This is a genomic window from Wolbachia endosymbiont (group B) of Xanthorhoe designata, from assembly GCF_964028585.1.
GTDB lineage: Bacteria > Pseudomonadota > Alphaproteobacteria > Rickettsiales > Anaplasmataceae > Wolbachia.
In genome coordinates this window covers 825,172-837,918 of record NZ_OZ034794.1, presented here as the reverse complement: position 1 = coordinate 837,918, position 12,747 = coordinate 825,172, and the positions used below count along the sequence as shown (strand labels likewise).

Sequence of the window (12,747 nt, the reverse complement as noted above, 5' to 3'; positions counted from 1 at the left end):
TCAAAAGTTCCAGCGCATGACCAGATATTTCTTATTGGATCCCAGTTGTATAGTGTTTAATACTAAATTAACTACTAAAAACGTACAATAGTAATATATTAATTAGCTAGGGGGTTAAAGATGGGTATAACCAAATTTGTATTCGGTTTTGATAAATTGGATGTAACAGCATTGCAGGAAAGTCAAAATATTGATGCTAAAAAGTTCAAGAAGTATTTAGCGCATTAAAAGAATGGCAAGAAGCTCAAAAGATAGATGCTAAACAGTTTGAAGAGGTATTTAGTGCATTAAAAGAGTGGCAAGAAGCTCAAAAGATAGATGTTGAGCAATTTGAAAAAGTTTTTGGTGCATTAGAAGATAAGATTGGTACTGAGCAGTTTCAAGCTATGCAAGAGCACTTAAGCGGCTTGCAAGAAAAATTTACAGGCTTAGAAGAAAAAGTAGAAACATTTGCAGACATGGTAGGTGGGCAAGAACAAGCAATACTAACTTGTGCCATAGTCAGTGCTGTTGCTGCAATAGCGGTAACTAGTTTTGTTGCATTCTGTATCTATCAAGGAGTTAAATCTGAAAGGGAAGGAAAAAGAGACTTGTCTCAAGATAAACCAAATGGGAAGTTTAGTAATGTAGGTGATACCGAAAAACTGAATAATAATTTACAACAAGTAGGAGTGTAATGCTCTTCTTGAAAAGGTGTTACGTAAAATTTGTAACACCTTAAACTTTCTTTAGATTTTGCAGGTTTTGGTAGTAAATTTTTTAGAAAGATGTTTGTATTATAAAGTTGGTAGAGATTCTGATTTACTTGAAGTTTGTTAATTGGTATCTTTTAAAGCACAATATTCACTATAGTATGCTTAAGATCTTTTCTAAAGTTTTATTTATATTAATATTTTTGGTTTCTAGTTTCTTTACTGTACATAATGTTGAAGCTAAGTCTAAAGTGAAGCTTAGTAAAAGGTACACACCTCCTGGTAATCCTGGTGGTACAAATTTTCATGCAGATGAGGAATTTGCTGATTCATATAAACTATATGAAAAGCGTAGGGAGATTCTCAAGAAAAGAAAGTTACAAGGTCAAACTAATGTTAACGTAAATAAAGAAGATCTAATCAAAAAATTAAAAGAAAAAAAAATTGCTAGCCTTGATAACGAGCCAAACAACGTGGGAGCTTGCATAGTTGAAGATGGGGAGGATGCTATGATCAATCAGCATGGTATTAATCTTGCACGTTTAAAGGGTGCTGTATTTATAGATCAAGAGCCAGTTTCTCAGTATGAAGGTAAGCAGCATAAAAAAAGTGAACAACAAAAAGGGAAAAAAGTTACTTCAACACGAGAAAAAAAAGTTTCCCCTATAAATGTTACTATAAAAGAAACTCCATCAAGAAGAACGTGCTCTCATGATTCTATTACTGATCTAAATAGAACACCACAGCATAGTTTAAATGGTTCAAGTTCATTTGGCAGTGTAGTTGACACAGTAAAATAGTGTCACGATTAATAATATGCTAGATAGAGACCTGACATTGAGTGATGATGCATATGAGTCATCGCCGGTTTCCAGGCATAAAACTCATACTGTAAAAGTTGGACAAGTGAAGATAGGTGGAAATAATCCTATAGTTGTTCAATCCATGGCACTTGGTGCACATATAGATTCTGACAACATAAAAAGCAGTGCTCAGAAATATGCAAAAGAAGTAATAGAACTAGCGCATGCAGGTTCAGAATTGGTGCGAATTGCTTTGAACTCAGAGGAAGTAGCAAAAGCAATACCTTATATAGTAGAGGAAATAAATAAAGAAGGCTTTGATGGTAAAATATTAGTAGGCTGTGGACAATATGAGCTCTACAGGCTGATTCAGGATTATCCAGACAACATTAAAATTTTGGGTAAAATTAGGATAAATCCAGGTAATATAGGCTTTGGTGATAAACGTGATGAAAAATTTGAAAAAATTATAGAGTATGCAATAACGCATGATCTTCCTGTCAGAATTGGAGTAAATTGGGGTAGTCTTGATAAGTACCTTTCACAAAAATTAATGGATGAAAACTCCTTGTCTAGTAATCCAAAAACTTCTGATGTTATATTACGTAAGACGCTTGTAATGTCTGCTCTTGGTAGTGCAAAAAAAGCTGAAAAGATTGGCCTTAATGCAGAGAAAATAATCATTTCATGTAAAGTCAGTAGAGTGCAAGATTTAATTTTAGTTTATACTGCACTTGCAAAATCTTCCAATTATGCGCTGCATTTGGGTTTAACCGAAGCTGGTATGGGTAATAAAGGCATAATAAATACCACAGCAGGGCTTACTTATTTATTGCAAAATGGTATTGGAGACACTATCCGGGCTTCTTTAACTCAGCGCCCTGGTGAATCACGCACTAATGAGGTGGTAGTATGTCAGGAAATACTACAGTCTATAGGTTTACGTCACTTTAACCCTCAGGTGAGTTCATGTCCTGGTTGTGGACGCACAAGTGGCGATCGTTTTCGTAGATTAACTGAGGAAATAAATGACTACATAAAAACTCATATGCCGATATGGAAGAAAAAGAATCCTGGTGTAGAGTATATGAGCGTTGCTGTTATGGGATGTATAGTAAATGGTCCTGGAGAAAGCAAACATGCAAATCTGGGGATCAGCCTTCCTGGATACGGAGAAAAACCTGTTTCAGCAGTCTACAAAGACGGCAAATATTTCAAAACTTTACAAGGTGATAATATTTTTGAAGAATTTAAGGAAATTATTAGTGATTATGTGGAGAAGCATTACACATAAGCCTTTCACAAGTTTGTACTTAGACTACATTCTGTAAATTAAATGCAAAAATGGTATCTATTGAGTGGATGTCAAATTAGACAATAAAGAACGCCAATTTTAAAACTAGATAGTATCTGACAGGGTTCCTTTTGCCTTTTTTCTATTTGAGAAATTTTTTAATATTGAGATTGACTCTAAGTAGTATAGAGATGTTATTCCAGTATCAAGGACTGAAGTTTCCTGATCTACAATATTTGTACAGTTATGAAATAGACGTAATTTGACATAAAAAGCTTTACTTTTTGAAATTTTGGATTACGTTTAATTTAACATATTTCAGTGGGGAATTTATTGTAAGTAGAAAGAAAGCTTTAAAAATATTAGGTTTTGAATCAAGCGATGCGCCCAGTGAACAAGAAATTAAATCAGCGTATAGAAAATTGGCCTTGAAATATCATCCTGATAAACATTCAGGTGAAAGTGAGGTTGTGAAGAAACAAAATGAGGAGAAATTTAAAAAGCTAGGTACTGCATATGAATTTCTCACTAAGAAAAATATAGAAGGGGTTAAAAATCTAACTGACGAAAATTTAAATGAAATTAATTCGCCTGAAGATTTGAGGTTTTACTTAAGTAGAGCTCTATATAATCAGGATATAAAGTTTCTTGAAAAGCTTTTTTCCAAATTCAAAAGCAGTAAAGATGGAAGATTTGGTGATTACATCAATGAAGAACTTATTTGTATTTACTCTCCATTATCTATTGCTTTAATGCAAGCTAAAGATTCAAGAAATTATAGTATTTTGAAACTTCTTTTAGAAAATGGTGCTGATCCTAATATAAAGCTATTACATAATGAAGCTTCGTTATACTATTGTAGGGTTCTCGACGACAGCAGAATTGTAGAGTTATTGTTACAATATGGTGCTGATCCTAATATGGTAGATAGAAATGGTAAAAATCCGTTGTTTGAAGCGTTTTTGTTTGATGATGATCATACTATGGAAATACTTTTGAAATATGGTGCTAATCCTAATATGTTAGATGAAAATGGTCGAGGTCCATTATATCAAGCAATCAATTGTGACAACGATAAACGCGAAAAATATTTAGAGTTGCTTCTAAAGTATGGTGCAGATCCTAATCAGAAGGTTAATGGCTCCAGAGTTATAGAGTGTGCTCCATATTTCACTAATAATGGTGTAATGAATTTGATTAAAACGCTTACTCTGCCATACGGTAGCAATGATAAAGTTAAAGGGTTGATGGCTGAATACGGTGGAGTTGATAGACGTTATCTACGTGATCAAACGATACTGACTTGTTGTTGCTTAATCGTCGCTTCTGCTACTTTTTTTAGTATAGCTTCTCCTTTGCGCTATGTACCGACAGCAATATTTGCACTTGCTGCATGTTTTTTTATTAAAAATGCTGTACATGCTGCATTTTTTGCAAAAGAACCTTCTACTGAATTTACCGAAGCTAGAGCTTGTCCAGAGATTAGTAAAAGAGGCTATAATATCTAAAGTTTTAGTACTGGGTAAAGATGAGAAAAAAGCATCCAGCAGAGCTAAATCGAAGGGAATGGGCAAGAATAGAAAGCTACTCCAGAGTATCATACAGGAAAGGAGGAAGGTCGTCAAAGTATAGCAAAAGAGAAATATTAGAAGCAATTTTCTATGTATTGTGTACAGGTGTAAATGGCGGTATTTACTAAATGATTTTCCGCTATGGAAACTGTGTATGATCAGTCAAGTGTTTGTATAGTAATCTGTACAGACTACAGAAAAGGGGGAATCAAAGGCTATTTAAGAAAGTAAAGGGTAGAAAAAGGCATATAATTACAGATACTCAGGGTTTTATACTCTATTGTTACGTAAGCGCTGCTAACGAAAATGATAAAGGTAGTATTAAATAATATAAGAAAAAAATATACTATAGTTAAAAAATGTGATGGGATACCAAGGAGAAAATTTAAAAAATCATATAAAGGAAGAATATGGTCTGGATATTGAGATTGTCAAAAGGCCTTCATGTAGGTTCTAAGTCAACAAAGACACACCGCCTTAGCTACTACCAATGAGGGGTTTAAAGTGCAGCCAAGAAGGTGGGTTGTAGAAAGGACTTTTGCTTTAGGAATAGAAGACTATCGAAAGAATAAGATTTACTCACTGAAAATTTCATATATCTGGCTATGAGTAGAGTTATGTTAAGGAGAGAAATATGCTTGAATTCCCGAACAAGTTCTAATCATTAATGTTATACACGTTCTTTTCTTTTTCTATTCTCTCTTGTTCTTCAATACAATACATAGCAAGCGGATTAGCTTTAAGTCTTTCGACTCCTATTTCTTCTCCCGTTCCATCGCAGTAACCATAAATGCCTAATTTTATTTTTTCCAACGCCTCCTTAATTTTTTCTTTTCTATCTTTTCGGCGCTTAATTAATTCTCCATTTTCACTATCTCTATCAGAATAAATACTACTATCTTCTAGATCTTGTTTCTCCATTTCAGAGAGTATTGATTGTAACTTTAAGCTAAAGTATTCCAGTTGTTTTGCGTTCATATATTCTTCATTTTCTGAAGGAACGTAATCTTCCGGTAACTTTATTTTTATTAATTTTTCCATAGCATTATCAATAAAATATATTAAAACTTATATAACTTGTAAACACAAAAAATTATATTACCCTCAAAGTAAACACTATAATTTATAATAAACATTTAAAATCCTGGTATGATTAGTTCGGTAAAAAAATTAGTAATAAATGATAATAATCTTACTTATATAGTATGTATTTTTATTATAATGTTAAGTTTATCTTCATATACACTTGAAAACAACAGTAAACAAGAAGTCATATTAACATTAACATGGATATGTGCTACATTTGTTTTGCAGATCTCTACAAATAATTTATTTACATCTGATTATCATGATGGAATATTAGAGCAAATCTTTGTACAGCCACTCTCTTCTAGGCTAATAGTTGCTTATAAAATCTTCGCTCACTGGTTGTTATTTGGGTTACCGATTTCAGTGATTTCTTTCATGTTCAGCTTTGCAATTCTAGGCAATAATATTGAACATTCAATAGCAGTTGGAGTGTCTTTATTATTTAATACGCTGATAATCATTAATATTTCAGCTACTGGAAATGCATTGATGATTGGTCGAAATAACTTAGCATCAGGAGTGTCGCAAATTCTTGTTTTGCCAATGATAATGCCAACTTTTGTATATTTCAAATTGCTAACTCAATTTGAAAATTTATCCTTGAATATTTATACACTACTAATCACCATCTTAATTTTTGTCATTTTAATTGTTAATAGCACTATAACTACTCACATAGCATTAAAATTTGCTGTGGAGCAGGATTGAAAAAACTTACTAGTTATTTACTTGTATCTGCTTAGTTAAGGGTGTTAACTTAAGTAGAGATGGAGACATTAGACTTCTTGCATGAATTGAAGAGTTACAGCGTGTGAAACCATTATTGGATTTCAGACTGGCTGGTTATGCAAGAAATCTAATATCTATCGAAGAGTCAGAAACTTTTATAACTTACCTTTAATCAACCTAACCCATGCGTGCCAATCTCTCTCACCAAGATTGCTTTCGAAAGACAGAAGATCCTTTACGGCTTTTGAGCAAATTTCTTCACTTGGAATTGACAACCCCCTATTCATTGCTAGCGTCAGGCATTGAGTTTTACAAGCTTGTTCTAAGTGATACGTATAAAACATTGCTTCTTGTATAGTCTGACCACATGTTATAGATCCATGATTGCGCATTAACATCACAAAATTTTCTTTCAAATCAGCTATTAATCTTTTTCCTTCCGTATCATCAAGTGCCAGGGAATTATAATCATGGTAAGATACCTTATTATAAAAGTGCAGCGCCCACTGACTTATTGGGATTAATCCATCCTTGAGAGAAGAAACTGCTACAATAGAAGGTGTATGTAGATGAAAAATTGCTTGAATATCTTTCCTTGCTTGATAAATGAAGCCATGGATTACATAGCCAGTTTTATTATATTGATATTCTTTGCCTTCAATTATATTCCCATCAAACGATACTTTCATCAATGAACTTTCATCTACTTCATCAAAACGTATACCAAACGGATAAACATAAAATGACTTTTTATCTTCAGAACGTACAGAGAGATGAGTATACGTATGATCATCTAATTTAAGATAAGATAAAATCTGATAGGCGTTAACTAGGTCTCTTTTCAACTCACTATTTGTTAATAACATAGCTCTTGACTAAAATTTTCTAAAGATTTATACGTGAAAAAAAGTTTATTACAAACTAAAAGGTGAACCTACGTTAAAATACTAAGCACTTTTACTTGCCTTAGGTGATTAGAGTTTACATTTCTAGATTACATAGTATTTTAACTATAAAAACGACTTTTTATGTAATATTTCATATGTTTTAAAGCCTCGTTTTTATGTTATTATAAGTGTAGGTTTTAATATTAAAAACAATATGGTAAACATTGACATAAAAAACAGCTAACAAAATTTTTCATATATATCACTGGTTTTCCAGGAAGTGGTAAACTTTCTACAGCAATAGTATTATCTAGTATGATAAATGCAGTAATTGTAAGTGGACTTGAATATAATCAAACTTCCAAAGAAGCTCGAGATAGAATATATAACACTACACATGTTATGTTTCAGGCAATAGAAGCCTATCCTATTGACTCAAAAAATTATATATTTGTTGATGAATTAATTAAAAATAATGATTACAACATAAGAATATATAACTCAGTAGTAGAACTTAGTAAAAAATGGGCACAAAAATCCTCCCTATAGTACTTAGGTGCAATCCATTGATATTACAAGAGCGTACTATATCAAAAAAGCAAAGAAAAAATAGGAAGGTTACTAATATAAATAGTATTAAATTTAGGGAGGAAGATTTATTTGTACCACAAAATGCTATAGAGGTAGAAAATTCAAATATGAGTATAAAAGAAGTAGCAGAAGAAATAGTAAGTCAGATGTACAAACTTGGCCAAATTAATAGTGTTTACGCAATAGGCAACGATTTCATATACTGAGGCTCATTTAAATATAGAGCCTCAACTCCATTTAATTTTTGTTTATTTTTTAGTCTATAACGGACTAATAGCCCTGCATGGCTAGCATCCAACTTTGGTAAACTGCAATCCATATATGTAATGCAGTCCGTTTCAGGCTGGAGTTCACTTACTACAGCAGGATTTGATAGCGGTAACAAATTGAAATCAAATAATTGCGTATAAAACTTTTGATCATCTTCGATTATAGCTTTAATATTTTTTTTGCTATTTGCACAAAGTAGCGATATTGCATATGCTTGAGCTTCCAGCGCACTAACCCCATATAACGGCTTATTTGTAGCAAGATTTATACCTTGTGCAGTTGATATACCAACTCTGATTCCAGTAAAACTTCCTGGTCCAACTATCACTGCTAAATGGTCTATTTTATCGTAGCTGTAATTATGCTTATCAAACAAAGTATTCAGTATTTGAAAAAATGATTCTGCATGACTATTGTTTGCAGAATTGCGTTCTACAAAACAATTACCATCGTAATCAATTACTGCTATTGAACTACCAGCACCTACAGTATTAATTGCTAGAATGGACATCACTTAAGCTTATCATAGAGCTTTGTAAACATCATAGTGAACGCACCGTTACCCATAACATTTGCTGAAGTTATTATTGGGTCAAACACTATATACAATGCTGTAATTAATGAAAGCATCTCTGGAGAGAAATTAAGATACTTCTCAAGAACAGGCAACATTACCATAATCCCTCCCGCTGGAACTGCAACAATAGCAAATTTAAATAACAGAAAGTAGAGAAGGAAAGTCACATAGTCTGTTGCAGACAATGCACCACCAAAAGTCATTATCATTGATAGTATTATAATAAAAAAGCAATCACCTACTAAATGAAAGCTAGCAGTTATTGGTACAACAGACGATGCTATATCAGGCTGCTTTACATTTTTTTTGCTTCCTTCAATAGTAAGCGGCATAGCTGCATTACTAGACATTGTGCTCATTGCAGTAATAAATGCAGGTATCATATTGCCTATACTAGCTATCCAGCTTGTGATCTTGAATGAATTTGCTGCTCCATATAAGAGAAAAACATAAAGGTAGGTTACAGATGCTATAATAATAAAAATTATTGAGTAATTCATAAATATTGTAGATAGAACCTGGTCATGCTGCATTTTAAAAGCAAATCCAAGTACAAACATTGGAATAACTGGTGTCAAGAATGTCTTCAAAATAACAAAAATTAAATCTGACATTTTGTGAGAAAGTTCTTTGCTTTTTTTAGGCAGCAAAGTAGACATTATTAAGCTGGACACAAACCCATAAGCAAGAGCACGAAAGTTGGAAAGCATTATCGGTAGCTCAAACGACCATAAAGGTACAATTGTTTCTTCATGCTGTATTACGTTCTGTATTGAATAAGTATTTTGTAAGATAAAGTGCCAAGCAGAATAAGCTATTAGACTTGAGGTAAGGTTCGACAAGAAAATCGTTATAATAATTAACAATATAAACTTTATAGCCGACTGCTTAAGATTGTTAACACTACTAAAGATTAATGCAAAAACAATAAAAGGCATTATAAATAGTAGGATCTCTTTTATACTAAGGCTTATTGAATACAAGAAGGTTTTTACTTCCATTGGAACTAGATGACCAAAAAGTATAACTGAAGTGATAACAGCAAGTAAGGTTAGTAATTGTAACATATTCTAATATAGCGATATCCTACGGAAATACATATGATAAATTAGCTGCTAAGTAAAGTAAAACTGCTTAAAATATTTACATTACCTTCTAGTACTTGAATGAGATTTCAAATTACAACGTTTCCACAAAGTATATAGTTAACATCCACACCTTTGGTCAAGTTCCATTCACGCTTTATTACATTATATTCCATACCAGCCATGTTTTGCAGTGTTACATTGTTCTCTCTTAGATGATTTGCAATTTCTGATGGCTTGAGAAATTTATTCCAACTATGTGTGCCTTTTGGCAGCCAGTTTAATATGTACTCTGCGCCGACTATTGCAAGACAGAAGGATTTAATAGTTCTATTTATCGTCGATATAAAAATTAGCCCTTCTGGCTTCAACAGCTCTATTGCTTTTTTCATGAAAAACTCTAAATTATCTACATGTTCAACCACTTCCATCAACAAAACCACGTCATACTTCTTGTCATTGCTTAGCTCTTCAATGCTAGTGTGTGTGTATTCTATATTTAACCCTACTTTCTTTGCATGCGACTGTGCCACTTTTATGTTTTCCTCACATACATCTATTCCCGCAACGCTAATACCAATACGCGCCATTGACTCTGACAAAATGCCACCACCACAACCAACATCGAGCAATGATAGTTCTTTTAAATCGCATTTTTTTAATTCTTTTATTTTCTCAACGATGTATGATACTCTCACAGGATTCATCATGTGCAATGGCTTGAATTTGCCATTCTCATCCCACCATTCACCTGCTATTTTAGCGAATTTTGATATTTCATCTTCGTTATAAGTTTTTGTGGTTTTTTTCTTGCTAATATTGCTAACTTTATCAAGGCGTTCTTTATGTCTACTTTCTTTTGAAAATTCTGTTTCGAGGAATTGTTTGACTATGTCTTTTGCTAATCCACTCGCAGTAAACTCTGCACCAAGACAAAGTATATTCGCGTTGCCATGCTCGCGAGCTAATTTTGCGATCTCAACACTATTACATAAAGCAGCGTAGATTCCTTCAAAACGATTTGCCACAGTACTCATGCCCAAACCTGTACCGCAAATTAATATTCCATAATTTGCTTTTTTGTTTGTTATATCTTCTACAACTTCAGCAGCATAGTCAGGGTAGTCTACACTCTTTTGTTCAGCAGTGCAGCCACGGTCTATCACTGTATAATCTAAAATTTCCAAGTAAGCCTTTATTTCTGATTTTAATTCATAACCTGCATGGTCTGAAGCAACTGATATCACATATGACATATAAGAAATTGCAACTTAAGGATATTTATATGGGTAATTTATTTTGAGCTTTTTGTCAAGCTCTCCTGATCTTTCTGAATAAATTTCGAGTCAGATATGCATAAATTCTATATAATTTTTATCCTACCACTACTAATTCGGTAAAATGGATCATATAGATATTATAAAGTCAAAATTATTGTTGTCCGACATAGTAGGAAAAAAAGTTAGGTTAATAAAAAGAGGAGATAGTTTTGTTGGACTCTGCCCATTTCATAACGAAAAAACTCCATCTTTTTCGGTCAGCAATGTTAAGGGCTTATATTACTGTTTCGGTTGCTCAGCTCATGGTGATGCGTTTGAATTTATTTCGCAAACTGAGGGCTTAAGTTTTAAGGAAGCGTTGGAAAAATTGGCATCTGTTGCAGGTGTTGAGTTACCCAAAAACCTCAGCGTTGCTAAAGAGAACAACAAACTGTTTTCAGCACTGAATTTAGCTGCAATTTGGTTTACACAAAAAAATCAGGGAGTTGTAGATTATTTAAAGCAGCGCAAGATTTCACTCAAAATCATAGATAAATTTAGAATAGGTTATGCACCAAGTTCTGGTTTGAGAGAATATTTGAACTCTTCAGGTATTGAAGACAAAATTTTGGCTAATGTTGGGTTGATAAATAGAAATTCTCGTGATTATTTCTATGATCGACTCATGTTCCCTATACAGAACATTGCAGGAAAAGTTATTGGCTTTGGTGGACGTGCGTTGAGTTCTGATCAACAACCAAAATATTTAAATAGCCCAGAGAGTCAGCTCTTTAAGAAAAGAGAAAATTTATATGGATTAAACTTTGCTTTGAGTGAAATACGCAAAAAACAGCATCTATTTGTTGTTGAAGGATATATGGACGCTATAGCACTACATCAAGCGGGAATTAGCAATACAGTTGCTCCGCTTGGTACCGCAATTTCTGCAGAGCAGATAAAAAATCTTTGGAAACTTGCTAAAGAAATTTCTATCTGTATGGATGGCGATAGTGCTGGATGTCATGCTGCTATTCGAATTGCAGAACTTGTTCTGCCGATACTGGAGCCTGGATACACATTGAAGTTCGTGACTTTGCCAAGCAACAAGGACCCATACGATATATGCAATGAACTAGAATATAAGACGGAAGATGTACTATCCGCTTTTAACCGCTCAACAGAACTGCACTCTGAATATTTATGGCATCACATAATTGGTAGCAATTTGCAAAATTATGAAAAATTTGCTCCGGAAAAATATTCAATTCTTGAGCACAAATTTATGGAATATGTAAATGCTATCAGTAACATCAGCATTAAAAGGTATTATAGAGATTATTTTTACAAAAAAGTTAGCGAACTGAGAAGTAGCTTTAAAAAGCAAATTTTTAAAAGTAGACTCAGAGAAACAAGAGAGGAGTATCTCTACAACAAATCTCCAAAATTAATTGAAGCAGAGCAAAATCAAGCTATAATCCTGCGTATAGTAATAGAGTTTTCTGAATTTTTAAATCACCCTATATTTTTCGAGCAATTTTCCCATTTTGAGTTTACTCATATGGAGATGAAAAAATTACAACAGTGCGTAATTAATATGGTAACTAGTGAGAGCAACTTTAATAAAGAAATTCTGCTACAGGAGTCTAGTGTTATAAAGTTTGTATTTGAAAAAACTAGCGTACTAAATAGTCAATTAAGTGAGAAGAGATCAGCAGAAACTGTCTGGAATAACATAGTATTACGAAAAGAATTAAATGTATTACAAGAAGAAAAAATTAAAGCAAGGCTGGGCGGTAATTTTGACTTAGAGGAAAGGCTAATAGAACAAATAAAGCAAATAGAGAATAGTATACAAGAAATGCAAATGGAATTTATTCAAAAGTAGATGGCTTAAGATGTT

At 33.0% G+C, this 12,747-nt stretch carries 10 protein-coding genes and 3 pseudogenes; 8 read left to right on the top strand and 5 right to left on the bottom strand.

Annotated features, from left to right (window positions below):
- The first annotated feature begins 120 nt into the window (after nucleotides 1–120).
- The 5 genes and pseudogenes from ABWU64_RS04010 (at nucleotide 121) to ABWU64_RS03990 (ending at nucleotide 5,028) form a co-directional block, all read left to right on the top strand.
- A pseudogene (locus tag ABWU64_RS04010) lies at nucleotides 121–677 on the top strand (hypothetical protein).
- 176 nt (nucleotides 678–853) lie between these two features.
- Entirely contained in the window at nucleotides 854–1,492 is a 639-nt protein-coding gene (locus ABWU64_RS04005; RefSeq protein WP_341815950.1) for a TRP75-related protein, read from the top strand.
- A gap of 16 nt (nucleotides 1,493–1,508) precedes the next feature.
- Nucleotides 1,509–2,789, top strand: a complete 1,281-nt coding sequence (gene ispG / locus ABWU64_RS04000; protein WP_015588459.1) for a flavodoxin-dependent (E)-4-hydroxy-3-methylbut-2-enyl-diphosphate synthase — start codon at nucleotides 1,509–1,511, stop codon at nucleotides 2,787–2,789.
- A gap of 284 nt (nucleotides 2,790–3,073) precedes the next feature.
- Complete coding sequence (locus tag ABWU64_RS03995) at nucleotides 3,074–4,297, top strand: ankyrin repeat domain-containing protein (RefSeq protein ID WP_341815951.1); 1,224 nt, start codon at nucleotides 3,074–3,076, stop codon at nucleotides 4,295–4,297.
- 20 nt (nucleotides 4,298–4,317) lie between these two features.
- Nucleotides 4,318–5,028, top strand: a pseudogene (locus tag ABWU64_RS03990) (transposase).
- Here ABWU64_RS03990 and ABWU64_RS03985 read toward each other — a convergent pair.
- Nucleotides 5,018–5,401: a TraR/DksA family transcriptional regulator gene (locus tag ABWU64_RS03985; protein ID WP_353279330.1), complete on the bottom strand. Its 384-nt coding sequence runs from the start codon at nucleotides 5,399–5,401 to the stop codon at nucleotides 5,018–5,020. The pseudogene ABWU64_RS03990 and the gene ABWU64_RS03985 sit on opposite strands and share 11 nt — an antisense overlap.
- A gap of 108 nt (nucleotides 5,402–5,509) precedes the next feature.
- Between ABWU64_RS03985 and ABWU64_RS03980 the strand changes: the two genes are divergently transcribed.
- Complete coding sequence (locus ABWU64_RS03980; protein ID WP_015588462.1) at nucleotides 5,510–6,157, top strand: heme exporter protein CcmB; 648 nt, start codon at nucleotides 5,510–5,512, stop codon at nucleotides 6,155–6,157.
- A 176-nt stretch (nucleotides 6,158–6,333) separates the two neighbouring features.
- Here the strand turns inward: ABWU64_RS03980 and ABWU64_RS03975 are convergent, their stop codons facing one another.
- Nucleotides 6,334–7,044: a class II aldolase/adducin family protein gene (locus tag ABWU64_RS03975; RefSeq protein ID WP_063631132.1), complete on the bottom strand. Its 711-nt coding sequence runs from the start codon at nucleotides 7,042–7,044 to the stop codon at nucleotides 6,334–6,336.
- 235 nt (nucleotides 7,045–7,279) lie between these two features.
- Here ABWU64_RS03975 and ABWU64_RS03970 point away from each other — a divergent pair.
- Nucleotides 7,280–7,862 (top strand): annotated as a pseudogene (locus ABWU64_RS03970) (hypothetical protein).
- Here ABWU64_RS03970 and tsaB read toward each other — a convergent pair.
- The 3 genes from tsaB to ubiG all read right to left on the bottom strand — a co-directional run bounded on the left by tsaB (nucleotide 7,832) and on the right by ubiG (nucleotide 10,844).
- Nucleotides 7,832–8,437 carry a tRNA (adenosine(37)-N6)-threonylcarbamoyltransferase complex dimerization subunit type 1 TsaB gene (gene tsaB, locus ABWU64_RS03965; RefSeq protein ID WP_063631133.1) on the bottom strand — a complete coding sequence of 202 codons (606 nt, stop codon included), beginning with the start codon at nucleotides 8,435–8,437 and terminating at the stop codon, nucleotides 7,832–7,834. The pseudogene ABWU64_RS03970 and the gene tsaB overlap by 31 nt on opposite strands.
- Nucleotides 8,437–9,570: a cation:dicarboxylate symporter family transporter gene (locus ABWU64_RS03960; RefSeq protein WP_341815952.1), complete on the bottom strand. Its 1,134-nt coding sequence runs from the start codon at nucleotides 9,568–9,570 to the stop codon at nucleotides 8,437–8,439. The genes tsaB and ABWU64_RS03960 overlap by 1 nt, the downstream gene beginning before the upstream one ends.
- Before the next feature lie 107 nt (nucleotides 9,571–9,677).
- The gene (gene ubiG / locus ABWU64_RS03955; RefSeq protein ID WP_353279329.1) at nucleotides 9,678–10,844 is read right to left on the bottom strand and encodes a bifunctional 2-polyprenyl-6-hydroxyphenol methylase/3-demethylubiquinol 3-O-methyltransferase UbiG; all 1,167 of its coding nucleotides are present in this window, start codon (nucleotides 10,842–10,844) and stop codon (nucleotides 9,678–9,680) included.
- A gap of 145 nt (nucleotides 10,845–10,989) precedes the next feature.
- Here ubiG and dnaG point away from each other — a divergent pair, with 145 nt between their 5' ends.
- On the top strand, nucleotides 10,990–12,732 hold the full coding sequence (dnaG, locus tag ABWU64_RS03950) for a DNA primase (RefSeq protein WP_015588468.1): 1,743 nt from the start codon (nucleotides 10,990–10,992) through the stop codon (nucleotides 12,730–12,732).
- Nucleotides 12,733–12,747: the final 15 nt, after the last annotated feature.